This is a genomic window from Prosthecobacter fluviatilis (assembly GCF_042655725.1).
GTDB lineage: Bacteria > Verrucomicrobiota > Verrucomicrobiia > Verrucomicrobiales > Verrucomicrobiaceae > Prosthecobacter > Prosthecobacter fluviatilis.
Genome location: NZ_JBHSMQ010000016.1, coordinates 1 through 15,193 on the forward strand (window position 1 = coordinate 1; position 15,193 = coordinate 15,193).

Annotated in this window: 7 protein-coding genes; 3 read left to right on the top strand and 4 right to left on the bottom strand. The window is 58.4% G+C overall.

All coding sequences use genetic code 11. The annotated features are described in order from the left end of the window. The first annotated feature begins 236 nt into the window (after nt 1–236). The gene (gene ilvE, locus ACFQDI_RS24575) at nt 237–1,124 is read left to right on the top strand and encodes a branched-chain-amino-acid transaminase (RefSeq protein WP_377172041.1); all 888 of its coding nucleotides are present in this window, start codon (nt 237–239) and stop codon (nt 1,122–1,124) included. A gap of 145 nt (nt 1,125–1,269) precedes the next feature. Continuing rightward, on the top strand, nt 1,270–1,974 hold the full coding sequence (locus ACFQDI_RS24580) for a L,D-transpeptidase family protein (RefSeq protein WP_377172043.1): 705 nt from the start codon (nt 1,270–1,272) through the stop codon (nt 1,972–1,974). Between the two features lie 45 nt (nt 1,975–2,019). On the opposite strand, the gene ACFQDI_RS24585 is transcribed toward ACFQDI_RS24580, so the two are convergent. The 3 genes from ACFQDI_RS24585 to ACFQDI_RS24595 form a co-directional block, all read right to left on the bottom strand. Then, on the bottom strand, nt 2,020–3,336 hold the full coding sequence (locus ACFQDI_RS24585; protein ID WP_377172045.1) for a sodium:proton antiporter: 1,317 nt from the start codon (nt 3,334–3,336) through the stop codon (nt 2,020–2,022). Between the two features lie 83 nt (nt 3,337–3,419). Then, nucleotides 3,420–3,899, bottom strand: a complete 480-nt coding sequence (locus ACFQDI_RS24590; RefSeq protein WP_377172047.1) for a YpsA SLOG family protein — start codon at nt 3,897–3,899, stop codon at nt 3,420–3,422. A 51-nt stretch (nt 3,900–3,950) separates the two neighbouring features. Continuing rightward, nucleotides 3,951–4,982 (bottom strand): hypothetical protein, encoded by a 1,032-nt coding sequence (locus ACFQDI_RS24595; protein ID WP_377172049.1) that lies wholly within the window; start codon nt 4,980–4,982, stop codon nt 3,951–3,953. A 122-nt stretch (nt 4,983–5,104) separates the two neighbouring features. Here ACFQDI_RS24595 and ACFQDI_RS24600 point away from each other — a divergent pair, with 122 nt between their 5' ends. After that, complete coding sequence (locus tag ACFQDI_RS24600; protein ID WP_377172051.1) at nt 5,105–6,292, top strand: fatty acid desaturase family protein; 1,188 nt, start codon at nt 5,105–5,107, stop codon at nt 6,290–6,292. Between the two features lie 10 nt (nt 6,293–6,302). On the opposite strand, the gene ACFQDI_RS24605 is transcribed toward ACFQDI_RS24600, so the two are convergent. Beyond that, the gene (locus ACFQDI_RS24605; RefSeq protein WP_377172053.1) at nt 6,303–15,113 is read right to left on the bottom strand and encodes a thioester reductase domain-containing protein; all 8,811 of its coding nucleotides are present in this window, start codon (nt 15,111–15,113) and stop codon (nt 6,303–6,305) included. Nucleotides 15,114–15,193 lie beyond the last annotated feature (80 nt).

Genomic DNA, 15,193 nt, shown 5'->3' on the forward strand with positions numbered 1-15,193 from the left:
GGTTCTTGAGACCCCAGTCATACTGGTGGCAGCCCTTGAGGAAGAAGCCTGGGGCCTCCTGGGGGACGTCGGTGAAGAATTCCTTTTCCTTCTTGTCTGCAGCGCTGGTTTGGATGTCGGCCATGGTATTTTAGGGTGCGGTTTGAACGGGCGCGCAGGATGGGCGTGAATCGGTCCTGCGCAAGCACATTGCCTGCGCTTGCAAAACCCTTCAGCCTGTGGATTCTACATATCCCATGTCCGCTAATCTCCTTATATACCTTGATGGCAAGCTCGTTCCTGAATCCGAGGCGAAGATCTCCGTCTTCGACCACGGTCTGCTTTATGGAGATGGCGTATTTGAAGGCATTCGCATTTACAATGGCCGTGTTTTTCGGCTGACTGAGCATCTGCACCGCCTCTACGACTGTGCCAAGGCCATCTGCCTGACGGTGCCGCTTTCCTTTGAAGAGATGGAAAAAGCCACGCTCGACACGGTGGCCGCCAACAACCTGCGCGATGGCTACATCCGTCTGGTGATCACACGTGGTGTCGGCTCCCTGGGGCTGAACCCTTACCAGTGCCCGAAGGCCAGCGTGTTCATCATCGCCAGCAGCATCACGTTGTACCCGGCGGAGCGTTATGAGAAGGGGCTGGAGCTGATCACCTGCGGCACCCGCCGCCCGAACTCCTCCGCGCTGAGCCCGCAGGTCAAGAGCCTGAACTATCTCAACAACATCATGGCCAAGATCGAGTGTCTGCAGGCCGGGTGCGACGAGGGCATCATGCTCAACGACCAGGGCTTTGTGTCCGAGTGCACAGGGGACAACGTCTTCATCGTGAAGAACGGCAAGGTTTTCACGCCGCCGGTCTCTTCCGGTGCGCTTGACGGCATCACCCGCCGTGCAGTGATGGAGCTGCTCGCTGAAATGGGCAGCCCCTGCACTGAAGCGGTGATGACCCGTTTTGACATCTACACCGCCGACGAGTGCTTCCTGACCGGCACCGCCGCTGAGGTGATCCCGGCCGTGAAGTATGACCGCCGCCCAATCGGCGACGGTACGCCTGGCAAGCTCACGCAAGAACTGACCAAGCGCTTCAAGGTGCTGGCCAACAGCACCGGCACACCTGTGACGTATGCATGAGGGGGGCAGATTCTGATTGGAAAATGGTGCCCACAATGCAAGTTTTCCTAGAATGAATTCGAAAAATCCATTCATCTTTTGGGGCAGAGGGCTGCTGCTGCTGGGGTGGTCCATGGCCGGTCTTGGCTGTTCAAATTCTGAGCCCGTGGCAGAAAACCCACTCAGCAGCCGCGCGTGGTGGAAGGGGGATGGGGTCGTTGGAAAACCCAGGATAGTGATCAACCTCAGCACGCAGCGTGTGCAGTATTACAAGGGAAAGGAGCTTGTCGGTGTATCGCCGATCTCCTCCGGACGTGAGAGTCATGGCACGGTGACGGGCTCTTACAGGATTTTGGACAAGGACATCGACCACCGCTCCTCGCTCTTTGGATCCTACGTGGATAAAGAGGGCAATTTAGTGCAGGGAGATGTGGACACCCGCACGGATCCTGCACCTCCGGGAACGAAGTATTTGGGGGCGAATATGCGCTACTTCATGCGCATCGTGGGGGGCATTGGCATGCATGAGGGGTATCTGCCCGGGTATCCTGCCTCTCATGGCTGCATCCGCCTGCCCACCAAGATGGCTGCCATTTTTTTCAAGGAGACGCCAACGGGGACGCCGGTCGAAATCATGGGTGAAAGCGCTCTGGCAGCGACGGAGTCAGAAATCCCAATCGGTGTGGACAAGATCACGGATGTGGCAAGCCCGGAGACCAAGCGTGACGTCAAAAAAAAGTCTAAAGAGCCTTTGAAAGGCCAGCCTAAAACAACTGTGCGCCGTGCTGTCGTAGATGCGTCAAAGCCTTCATGGTTCAAGTGGACCCGGAGGCCACCGCGTGGGGCGACCATTTATTTGAGCGAGGAGTGATGTTAAACATCACGCTCAGAGAGCGGGCTGGCTGGGAGACCAGGCTTACTTTACCATGACCCAGCCCACGACGGTGAGAATGGGGAGCAGAATAGGAATGGAGAAGCGGAACATGTAGGCCAGGAAGGATGGGGAATGGACCTTGGATTTGTCGGCGATGGACTTCACCATGAAGTTGGGACCGTTGCCGATGTAACTGCCCGCCCCGAAAAAGACGGCCCCCAGAGAGATGGCGATGAGGTGCGGAGCGTGGCTGGCGGCGAATTTTACGACATCTGCATGGGAATCGACAGAAAGATGCTCCTGGCCCATGGCTGCGGCAAGGAAGGAGAGGTAGGTGGGGGCGTTGTCCAGAAAGGCGGAGAGCGCACCCGTGGAGAAGTAATACTCCATGGGGCTGCTGATATCCACAGCCTGCCCGCTTTGCAGAATTTGCAGGGCTGGGATCATGGTCAGAAAGATGCCAATGAACAGAAACCCGACTTCTTTGACCGGTCCGAAATTGAAATCGTTTGCCTCGTGGACTTCGGGCTTGGTGGTGAAGTATGACGCCACGGCTGCCGCAAACATGAGCAGGGCGGGGATGGAGAAAACGCCGAGCAGGGTGGTTTCCTGAACACTTTTGGGCAGGAAGACGGCAGCCAGCACCACTCCAAGCCACAGGATGTTCAGCAGTCCACGGAAGAACCAGTCCTCCTGCGCTGTTTCCATGTCACGAACATCCTTGGGAATGCGGCTGAAGTTTCGCGTGTCGAAAATGAAAAAGACAACAAGAAGCAGGGTGACGGCCAGCGCCCAAGCCTGCCAGCAGTGCTGGAGCACCCAGAAGAAGGAAACGCCACGCAGGAAGCCGAGAAAGAGCGGCGGGTCTCCGATGGGGGTGAGGCAACCGCCGACGTTGCTGACAATGAAGATGAAGAAAACAATGTGAAAATGGGTGATGCGGAATTTGTTCATCTTGATCCACGGACGGATCAGAAGCATCGAGGCCCCAGTGGTGCCGATGAAATTGGCCAAAACGGCTCCGATGAGGAGGTAGAGAGTGTTGACCATGGGGGTGGCTTCACCCTTGACGCGAATGTTAATGCCTCCGGAGATGACAAACAGTGATCCCACCAAGGCCATAAAACTGACATATTCATGAGCTGCATGGTGCAGAGGATGCCAGTCGTGCTGGACGAAGGCGTAGTAAGCTGCGGTGACCAGTCCAAGTCCAACGGCGACCTTGGGGTAGTGATGCTCCCAAAAATGCGCTGCGAACAGAGGCATCAGGGCGATGCAGAGAAGAAGAATGGCAAAAGGTGCGAGCAGCCCCGCTGGGGGCAGGACGACATGAGCCGTGGAAGTGGCAAGAGTCAGCATGAACTGCGGAATAGGAGATCTGAACAGACGTTAAGGTGTATTTGGGGCTACCGAAAGCTGTGAGAGCAGTCGTCAGAGTGAGTCTATTCCGGGCGGCGTTCCAAAATGGCCTTGGCTTTTTCGAGCTCTCCGGTGGCCCAGTCGCTCACACCTGGCTCATCGGCGTCTGTAGAGCCGGTGATGTGCATGCGGCGGATATAGTGCTTGTCCATGAAAGCGACGATTTTTTCTGAAACACCGAGGATGCCGCGGTGCACGTGGAGGACAGGTTTTTTCTGTTTTTTGGCAGAGCTGACGGCCTTCTGTGCGGTGCCTGCAGCTTTGGGATTCAGGGTGAAGACAAGTGTGGCTTCCGCGTCTCGTACATTTGAAGTAACAGCCTCCAGCACGTTTTCTGTCTCGCCTTCCTTGAGCTTGTAGCGGGGGTCCAGCGGTTCTTCAGAACCGAAAAGGCCTTTGGGGCACCAGCCGCCGTGGGGGCATTCGTGTTTCAACGCCCACTCCAGTGCAGCGCGTTCGACGCCTGTCTGGGCGCCTGTGATGATGACAAGTTTGAAAGCCATGGAACGGTCAGAAGAAATCAGGACAGCGCCCACGGCAAGCACGATCTCGCTTTATTCCAAGTGACGGCCCAGCATAAGGTCCAGATTTCGCTCCACGATTTCTCCCATGGACTTGCAGGTGTCGAAGGCATGAGAGCTGTGGTACTGGCCGAGCTCGGAGCGTAACTGGACGACTTTTTCAAAGGGCTCGACTGCGTTGTTTTTCATGCAGTGCAGCAGGGAGGTGATGCGTTGGTGCTCAGAGAGGTAGCGGCGGGAGATGAGGCTGCGCTCCTCCTCCTGGTACTGCTTCATGGTGGGGAAGTTCAAGCAGGATGAGCAAAGCTGGACGACAGGGTTGTTCTCCTTGAAAAACTGCGGGAGGTAAAGGCTTTTGCGGCCTTCATAGCTCTGCTGGTCAAAGTCAATAGCGCGGACCCGATACTGGACCTCTTCGAAATCCGGGGTCATGTCCACGACGTAGTTGTAGCTGCGCATGTCTCCGAGAAGGCGGATGAAGCAGCGCTCGCTGAATTTGACAAATTCCTTGGCCAGACGGACGCCATTGAAGTCAGGCCGGCCGAGATAGTCGCGAATGAAGGCGTCTCCGGGAACGCCGGCTATATGCTCCTCAACGAGGGTGCCTCCGCGATGCATCAGATAGTTGATGCGGTTCGGGGAGAGCAAGTGCTCAAGTTCCAGCCCATAGACGCGGGACGCGTCAGCTGTTTTTACATAAAAATGGTCGTAGTTGTCATTGTACTGATTGACCACGCGGACCCTGAAGGGGCGGGAGTTGCCAAATTCACAGTAGTCCACGCGTTCAACGTAGAGATGCGGGACGGCGTGAAAGTCCCCAGTGCGGAGCAGGGAGTAGATGCTGGTCAGCTTCGGGTAGAGCTCCTGCTGAAGTTCGCGCGGGTAGAGAACGCTGCTCCAATATGTGGCATTGCCCTCTTTGTCGAAAAGCGGGTAGCTTTCGGAGAAATTGCGCAGTTCATCATAGTGAGTGGGAAGCGAGTAGCAGCGGCCGAACTGGTCGAGATAAGAAATCAGCTCGTCCGTGACGGTGATGAAATTTTTGCGCTTGGTGATCTCGTTCATGCCGGGGTGTGTGTCGCATTTCGCATTCCAAGTATCAAGAATGGAAAAAAGAAGACAATCGTGGTGGGATGATTCCTTGATTGAGGCTTGATTCTGCACTTTCTTTCTGAACCTTCACCTATGTGAAACTTTTAAATCACCAGCGACTTCGAGAATGGTCTAAACTGCGGTCCTGGCGAAATTTTGGCTGGCTGCTGGCAGACTATGGCTGCCTGCTGCTGGGATGTGGATGCGCAGTGTGGTTTTATACTTCACGCAGCGACCTGGGAGTGCACTGGGCCTGGGATGTGCCTGCGGTGATGCTGGTGGTTTTTTTTGTGGGTGTTTTGCAGCACCGTATTGCCCTGATGGGGCATGAGGCTTCCCATGGATTGCTGCTGTCCAGCCGGAAATGGAATGATCTGCTGGCAAACCTGCTGATTTTTTATCCGCTGTTTTCTGACATCAGGCTCTACCGCCAGAGGCATCTGGGGCACCATCTGCACCCGAATGATCATGAACAGGATCCGAATCTGTTCGGGGGCAAGATGAAGTGGGTCTATGGCAGGTTCCCTATGGGCAAGAAAAAATTTGCATGGTGTTTCTACCTCATGTTTTTCTGGCCTCCTTTTGTGCTGAGAAATCTGAAGGATTTGTTTCTGACATTGACTGCAGGAACACGAAGCAAGGCCGACGGCGTGGATTCAAGGAGGTGCCGGATTCCTTTCCTCGGGCGGCTGTGGTTCATCCTTTCATCTCTGGTGCTAGTGTCTTTCGCCTGGGCCGGAATCCCCAGCTTGCCTTTGATTGGCTTTATGTTTCTGGTGGCGGTGCTGGTGTGGGCCTGGATTCCAGCAGCGGCATTCTGCGGCGAGACAAAGGGGGATGGAGGGGCGATGAAGCGGGGCGCACTGCTCAAGCTCGTCTTCAATGCGTTTGGCCTGCTGGTCCTGAGCGGGCTGAGCCAGCGGTTCGGCGGTCAGGTGGTCGCTGGTTTTGTGGTGCTCTGGATTTGTCCGTTGATCTATGTTTTTCCGTACCTGATGCTGCTGAGAGAGGTCTATCAGCATGCCAATGCCGGGACGGGAGACCTGGACAACACACGCATCATGCATGTGGACATCTTCACACGCTGGGCGCTGCTGGGCTATGGCAATGACTACCACGCGGTCCACCACCTTTACCCGAACATCCCACATGACCGTCTGGCTGAGGTGCATGCTGCCCTGGCCAAAGAGTCTGCCGAATACGCCTCCTGCGTGGCAGAGAGTCACGGCGTGGTTCTTGCACCCCAAGGCAGGCGCAGCATTTTGGACATGCTTGCAGAGTAAGCTGTGTTCGTCAGGCTTTTGGAGCGGGCAGAAAATGGATTTGAGCGAGGTAACGAAGGTACACCTGCATGCGTGTCTGAGTTATTGGCGGGCAGGTGATGCCTGTGCCTGTGAGGTCCTGCAGCATGTTGCTGCAGAACTGCGCCGATTGTTCCTGAACAAGATTGGAAAGCACCTGGCGAGGAATGAACAGCTGATAGACGGCAACGGGATTGTACTGAATCTCGAGACTGCTCTGGGCGAGTTCGCCCTCCCATTGTTTTTCGGGTACCTCGCGTATGGGGTAGCCGCAGGCTCGTGAGTGGTGCAGCAGCTCGCGGAAGCCTGGTGCGGAAGGATTGATAAGGTGGTAAGTACGCCCGGAACCTGCAAGACCGAGCGACAGCTTCGTGATAGCGGCCGCCACAAAATCGACAGGGGTGAGGAGGCTGCTGTAGCTGGAGTCTGGGCCCGTGCCGCTGGCGATGCAGGTTTTGAGGAAAAGCCAGATGATGTTATCAGTAGGGCATATGCCGGTCTGATCATCTCCCACGAGGAGGCCGGGACGAAAAACGTGGACCGGCAGACCTTTGGCGCGTGCTTGTACAAAAAGCTGTTCCGAGACCCAGCGGCTCTGACTGTAACCTACGAGGAGTTTGTCATAATGCGGCAGCGGTGAGTCTTCGCGCAGAGGCCGCTCTGCAGCTGCTTCACCAGCAGCGAGGACGCTGGCACTGGAGAGGTAGTGCACGGGTTTGAGCCTGCCCTGGGTGGCCAGGCGGATGATTTCCACAGAGCCCATGACATTGACCTTCCGCAGCTGTCCATAGGCTGCGATGTGGTTGATGTGCGCCTCAGTGTGATGGATGGCATCCAGGGTGAGTGCGAGCTGATCAAAGAGTGCTGGGTCGAGCCCGAGCAAAGGCAGCGCCAAGTCTCCCAGCACAGGAATGATGCGCTGGCTGAAGGACTCCTGCCAGCAGCCATGCTTCCTCAAGTGTGCCTCGATCTGCCGTGAGGCCTCCGTCGTATCTGCAACGCTAATGAGGCAGTGCACTTTGGCAGGGGTCTGCAGCAGCAGATCACGCAGCAGGTAGGCACCGAGGAATTCCAGGGCACCTGTGAGGAAGAGGTGCTGCGGCCGCTGAATCTGTGCCTCCGAGACGGAGTTTGGGGCAAAAGCAATGTTCCAGTGCGCAAGGTCGGCATCCTGTACCAGTTCGCTTTCAGCGGTGGCAGCAGGCTGAGATTCTTGTGCTGGTGCGGTGGATTCTGTTTTGCCGCCAGTCAGTGTGTGGAGCAGGATCTCCGCAAGTTTCAGTGCGGTTGGCGCTCCTCCCATGAGCTGTCCGGTGGGGATGGCGATGCCTGTCTGGCTTTCGATCTGATGAATGAGCTCGACTGCCATGAGGGAGTCGATGCCAATCTCATTGAGAGGGCGTTTGGAGTCGATCTTGGCCGGGGAGGTGCGCAGGATCTTGGCCACCTGCTCACGCAGGAAGGTCTCCAAAATGCCGATTTGGTCTGCTGGTGCGGCACTTAGAACGGCATTACGCAGCCAGTTGGCGTCGTCAGACTGATGGTTCTTGAGCGCATCTTCGGTGGTAAGCAGCGCATAACGTGAAGTCGTGATGATGGCGGGTGTGACTGAAGCCCACTTGGACCAGTCAATGCGTGAGACCATCATCTGGCTGATACCCGGCTGCTGCATGAGGCGACCGAGAATGGGCAGAGACTCTGCCGGGGTGATTCCTGACCAGCCAATGCGTGCAAAGTGCTCCTCCAGCTTTTTATGGCGTGCGACGTAGCCGACGCCGGCCATGACACCCCAGTTGATGGTGAGTGCGGGGAGGCCCTGCATGCGGCGGTGATTTGCCAGGGCGTCAAGGAAGGCGTTTGCTGCCGCGTAGTTTGCCTGGCCGGGGCTTCCAATGATGGAGGCCACCGACGAGAACATGACGAAATGATCAAGCGCAAGATGCTGAGTCTGCACGTGCAGATTCCAAGCACCGTTGATTTTTGGCGTGGTGACCTTTTGAAAACGCTCCGCATTGAGCTGGGAGATCAGGCCGTCATCCAGGACCATTGCCACATGAAAGACACCGCGCAAAGGAGGATGTGAATGCGCGATTTCCTGGAGAAGCGATGCCACGCTGGAAGGGTCGCTGACATCGGACTGGATCACGGTGATTTTTGCGCCTGCAGCCTGCATCGCTGAAACGCCCGCCCGAGATTCCTCCGTGGAGGCACCGCTGCGGCTTGAAAGCACAAGATTGCGAGCACCTCTTTCCACCAGCCACTGTGACATGGCGAGGCCAAAGCCGCCCAGTCCTCCGGCAACGAGGTAGGTGGCCTCAGGATTTAATCGAAGCGCAGAGTCCGGTGCTTCGGCACTCAGCGAGACTTTGGAGCCGGACATGGTGAGCACCACTTTGCCGATCTGCCTTGCCTGCGTGATGTAACGGAAGGCGTGAGCTGCATCCGCTGTGGCAAAGGTGCGGTATGGGAGCGCTGGAAGCTTGTGTGAGTTGAACAGCTTTTTCAGGCTGGTCATGAGGGACTTCGAATTGCGCGGATCGAGCGCATGTCCGAGGTCAATCGCGTGATACGAAAGGTTTTTGCGGAAGGGGAAAAGGCCGACCTTGGTGTTGCCATAGATGTCCCGCTTGCCGATTTCGAGGAAGCGCCCGTACTGGCGCAGCAGGGAAAGGCTCTGGTGGATGGCTTCACCTGCAAGCGAATTGAGCACGAGGTCAATGCCTTCGTCCTGGGTGATGCGCCTGATCTCTCCTGCAAAGGCAAGGGTGCGTGAATCCAGCACATGCTCGACGCCGATCTTTTTGAGGAATGCACGCTTTTCCTCACTGCCTGCAGTGGCGAAAATCTCAGCGCCGACAGCCCTGGCGATGCGGACCGCCGCCTGGCCGACGCCGCCGGTGGCGGCGTGGATGAGCACGCGCTCTCCCCGGGTCATACGGCCCTGATGCGAGAGCGCGTATGAGGCGGTCAGGTAAGTGACCATCAGGGTGGCAGCCTCTTCCATGGTGAGGTGTGCGGGCTTAAGCAGCACGGCGTGCTCCACCGTGGTGACGTGAGTGCCGAAGCACCCTGCCGCCAGGGCCATGACTTCATCACCGGGCTTGAACTGTGTCACGCCTTCACCCACACGGACGATGCGGCCGGCACATTCGTCGCCGAGCAGCATGGCATCTGCCGCTTCGGCTGGGTAGATGCCAAGAGCTTTCATCACATCCCGGAAATTCAGCGCAGCAGCGCAAATCTCGATTTCGACTTCCTTGGGGCCAGGTGCATGTCGAGTTTTTGCACGGAAGACCAGCTTGTCCAGCGAGCCGGGCTTGGCGGACTCCAGACGGAAGCATTGCTCTGCGGTGAGGGTGGAAGTGTCAGATTGAGCCAACTGGTCCAGAGAGCCATGCACCAGACGGTGGGCATAACGAGCTTCACCGCGCCAGGAGACCTCCGCTTCCTCATCCGTATGAAGCAGTTCTTTGACAAGTATGGTGCTGTCCTGGGCACTGGGAATGGCATCGAGATCAACCGTGCGGCAGTGCAGGTCGGGGTGCTCGCTCATGATGACGCGTGCCATGCCATGCAACGGCGACTGCGTGAGCGAGAGTGAGGACATCTGGCCGCCGGCAGGCTGTGCACCACGAGTGACCAGCCAAAAGCCGGGCAGCGAGGCTTGGCCAGATGCAATCAGGGCCTGTGTGAGATACAGCGGGCTGTGGCAGACGAGTGTCTGAGATTGCGCGAGTGCCGTCGTGTTGAGGTCCGAGGCCGAGGGGGCGTCGAGACTCCAAAGATGGACGGCACCGCGCAGGATGGTGGCCGGTGGAAGTTCAGAAAGCAGGCGGGCATGGTCCTCCGCTGCGGATGCTCTCAGCGAAACCTCATCGGCTGAGATACGTGCGAATTCATCTGCCGGGATGACTACCTGGCAGGTGTCGCCACGCTGGCGCAGAGACGCGGCCAGTTTATGCCCCAGCCCCTGCTGGTCGGCAAAGATCAGCCAGAATCCGGGTTCTGCAGATGGTTCAGCGGGGGGGGCGGAAGCCTGCTGCAGTTCGGGGCCGCGTGCCAGGAGGACAACTTGCGAGGCGCTGCTGTGATTGGTAGCATCCGCAACGGTTTCGACGCTGGTAAACCCTGCTGAGACGAGGAGCTGCTGCCAGTCTGCAGAAGGCAGCAGGGGATGCTGCGAGCGCAGGGCCGTGTCCTGGAAATGCCACCAGCGTGAATCTGTGCCGCATACCACATCATGCCACGGTGTGGGGCGCTCGATTTCCAGCGTCAGCAGCAGGCCGCCTGAGGAGAGCAAATGACGCACATGCTGAAGCGAACGCTGCACATTCTGCGTCAGCGACAGCGAGTTGGACAGGATGATGATGTCGAAACGTTCATCGGCAAAACCTTGCTCCGCCGGCGGCAGATCCAGATCAAGCACGCGATACTGGACGGAGGCATAATCGCTGAATTTTTTCCCTGCCTGGTCGAAGCCGCGATCCGAGACATCCGTGAAGCAGTACTGGACGAGAGCGTGTGGCAGGCGTGGCAGGACGCTGGAGGCGACGCCACCCGTGCCTGCGCCGATCTCCAAAATGCGGATGCTACGTCCTTCCGGGGCATGGGCCAGCGCTGCAGAGACCGCCTCGCCAAGGATGTGATTGTAAACACGGGTGAAGACGGAGGCTGACTGGTAATGCTCAAGCATGTTGGCAGAGAGCACTGCCGAAGAGTCGCATTTTCCGCGCAGAAGATTGGCCAGGCCCGCCGTGCAGCGGTCCAGCAGGATGAGTTCCGGATGAAAGGCCGGGAAGTAGAAGACCAAGTCCTGCCATGCCTTGTCGCGATTCAGCGTGGTGGGCTTGCCCACGACCTTCCAAGTTGGGGCAGCGGCGGATGTGTCTGGCTGCAGCCACCCTTCCGTTTCCAGCAAGGTGAGCAGGCGGTGGATGAAGCGTTCATGGGCGGGATCCACCTTGGCACGTTTCAGGAATGCGGGCAGTGAGATGGATTCGCCGGGTTTGGGGCGCCAACCAAGCTGTTTGAACACTGCCACAATGGAGCTGCGGCAAAGCTGGAGGAAACGCGGCTCCCACTCCTGATAGCGGGCGTTCATGCCCAGCTCTGCGCTGAAGCGAGAGGCGTGAGCGCGGAGGGTGGCTGCCAGGGGGGCGTTATCCGGCAGATAATCAGCGGAGGTGTGCGCCACCGGCAGGCTGGCGAGCGGTTTGAGCTGCCACTCGGACTGGTAGAGCCAGTCGGCCTGGGCACCTGAACCTGGTGCGCTGCTCATGGCGGTGTGCTTGCAAAGGAAGCCAGTGATCTCCAGCTGCACATTGCCGGCATCATCGAGAATGTAGAGGTCGATGACGATGATCTTTCTGGCAATGGCCTGCGTCCTGCGGACGTAGGCCCAAACTTTGGCGCCAGGCTTGGAGTAACAGCGGATGCGCTCCATGCGCGCAGGCAGGTAGAGACCGTCTGCAGGAATGGCGATGGTGGGGTGGATGCAGGCGTCGAGCAGCGCTGGGTGCACCATGTAGCGGTCCATTTCTGCCACGACGGCTGCGGGGAGTGCGATCTGGCCGAGGGCTTCGTCCTGGCCTGCCCACACATGTGACAGCCCCTGAAACTGCGGGCCATAGTGCAGCTCGGCTGCGGCGGCTGCTTGATAGAAGGCTTTGCCGTCCAGCTCCAAAAGGCAACGTTGTTTGATCGCTGTGAGATCAAATGCCGCGGGCTGTCTGCGTTCGGGCTCGGCGCGCAGCCGGCCAGTCACGTGCTGCATCCAGCTGGGGGGGGCCTCTGTAAGCGTGCTCTGAATGACAAAAGTGTTTTCCTCCGGGAGGCAGGAAATCTGAAGCAGCGGCACATCATCACCTGCGGGCAGGATGCAGCCGCGATGAATTTCGAGCTCCTCGATCAGCACCGGCTTGTCCGGATGCAATTCACGACCGGCGGCCAGTGCCATGTCCACATAGCCTGCTCCAGGGAAGATGAGGTGCTGGCCCACACGGTGGTCTTTGAGCCAGGTCAGCACACTTTTGTTCAACGCAGTTTCCCAGGTGGGATGAAGTCCGGGAAGTGCAAGGGAGATGAGCGGATTCAACCCTGGGCGGGTGCGCAGCTGGAGCGAAAAAGCGGGTTCGTGCCAGAAGCGCTCTTTCTGCCATGGGTATTCGGGGAGTCGCAATGCAGAGCTGGCCTGAGGGTAGAGAGAGGACCAGTCCACCTCGTGGCCGTTCACATGCAAATTTCCAAGGGTGCTGAGCAGCGTCGTGCGCTCCGGCTTCTGGCGGCGCAGGGAAGGCAGCACGAGACCTCCGACCTCAGCTTCAGCAAGGCATTCGGACATCGAATTGGACAGCACGGGGTGCGGACTGATCTCCAGGAAGTGCGTCTGTCCTGCTGCGATCACAGCATCAATGGCGGGTGCGAAGAGCACGCTCTGCCGCACATTGTGCCACCAGTAGCCAGCGTCGTAGTCGGTGCCTTCGGCCAGCTTGCCGGTGACGGTGGAGTAAATTTTAACCTTGCCGGGCTGAGGCTGGAGACCAGCCAGAGACTCGGCAAGCTCCTGCCGCACAGGGTCCATGTGGGCGCTGTGGAAGGCGTAGTTCACAGGCACGTAGCGTGCGAAAAGCTGGCGCTGCTCGACTGCGTGAAAGATTTCATCCACGGCATCACTGTCTCCGGAGATGGAGACCATCCTCGGGCCATTGACTGCAGCGAGAGATGCCCTGCTGCCATAAGGGGTGATCAGCGCTTCTGCCTCTTCGCGGGTCAGCGCTGCGGCGATCATTTTGCCGCGCAGCGGGGTCTTTTCCATGCAGCGTCCGCGATGGTGGATAACGCGCACAGCCTCGGGCAAGGAAAGGGCTCCGCATATGTGCGCGGCTGCGACTTCCCCCATGCTGTGACCGACGACCGCGTAAGGCTGCACCCCCCATGACTGCCAGAGTGCCGCCAGTGCCACCTGCAGGGCGAAGAGGGCGGTTTGCGCGATCTGAGTTTCGTTGAGACGTGTGGTCTTTTCGTCACGCAGCAGTTCATCCAGAAGTGAGCAGCCCCCTAGTTTCAGCAGCTCATCATGGCAGGTCTGGATGGTTTGACGAAACACGGGCTCCTGCTCGAGAAGCTCACGGCCCATGGCCCACCACTGGGGGCCCTGGCCGCTGAAGACAAAGACGAGGCGGGCGTTTTTGACGGGCTGCCCCACACTGAGTCCTGGGGTTTGCTCTCCGTTCAAAAAGGCTGAAAGCGCGGCACTCATCTCTATGCGGTTGCTGGCAACTGCTGCGAGACGAAACTCATGATGAGTGCGCCGGCGGCTGGCAGCAGCGCAGATTTCTCTGATCGAGACAGAGTCATCCGCCGACTCCAGAAAGGTGAGGAACGACTGTGCGACAGCCTGCAGAGCTGCATCGCTGCCACGCGCCGATAGAGGGAGAATCAGCTCAGGCGGTGCATCGGCATGAGCCAGGGCTGGCAAACAGGGCGCCGATGGCGGTGGTGCCTCCAGAATGGCATGAGCATTGGTGCCGCCAAATCCGAAGGAATTGATGCATGCCAGCAGGCGGTGCTGCGCATCCTGCCTCAGGGGTGTGGCCGAGACGGGGACCTTCAGGCGCAAGCGCTCAAAATTGAGCGAAGGATTGGGGTTTTTGAAATGGAGATTGGGCGGCACCATGCCGTGCTTGAGGCAGAGGGCCACCTTGATGAGACCGGCAATGCCGGAGCCGGCCTCCAAGTGGCCGATGTTGGTCTTTACCGAGCCCAGGAGGCAGTCCTCCCCTGGCTGGCGACCAACGCCGAGGATGGTGCCAAGGGCGCTGCCTTCGATGAGATCCCCAATGGTGGTGCCTGTGCCATGGGCTTCGGCATACTGAATCTCATGCGGAGCCACACCTGCGAGTCTGCATGCGGTGGCAATGAGCTCCTGCTGGGAGCCACGGCTGGGCACTGTCATGCCCGAGGTGCGGCCATCCTGGTTGACGGCGGTGCTGCGGATGACGGCATAGATGGGGTCTCCATCCGCCAGAGCGGCGGAGAGGGGCTTGAGGCATACTGCACCGACGCCTTCCCCGCGGACGAAGCCGTTGGCGCTGGCATCGAAGGCTTTGCAGCGGCCATCCGGAGACAGCATGCCCATGCTGGAGAATGCGACGAAAGGATAGGGGGTGATGATGCAGTTCACCCCAGCGGCGATGGCGCGGTGGCATTCCTTGTTCCAGAGGGCCTGGCAGGCCATGTGCACCGCCACCATGGATGATGAGCAGGCGGTGTCTACGGCGACACTGGGCCCCTGGAAATTCAGCGCATAGGAAATGCGGTTGGCGGCGATGCTGGCTGCGACTCCCGTGGCGGAATGCGGATAAGCCACGCCACGACCTAGGGAATTTTGCTGAATATCTCCGTAGTCGTGTGTGGAAATGCCTACAAAGACACCGGTGTCCTCGCCTCTGGCGATGTCCACCTGCTGGCCGGCATCCATCAGAGCCTCCCAGGTAGCCTCCAAAAGAAGCCGCTGCTGAGGATCAATGAAGGGAGCCTCACGCTGGGTGATGCCGAAGAAGCCGGCGTCAAAGTGGTCGATTTCGTCGATCAGTCCTGCCCACTTGGAGTAAGTCTTGCCGGGTTTGCCCTGCTCGGGGTCATAGTAAAAACGATGATCCCAGCGGTCTGGGCTTACTTCGCTGATAGCGTCCACCCCACTCATGAGCATCTGCCAGAAGGAGCGCGCGTCGGTGGCTCCTCCAGGCAGGCGGCACCCGATTCCAATGATTGCGATAGGGTCGGCGACGGTTGGTTCTGGCATGGGTTTTACTTGCTTACTTGCACACGGTGCGGCTTGTCAAGAAACCGGCTTAGAAATAGCATGATCTCCGTTGTTGCATA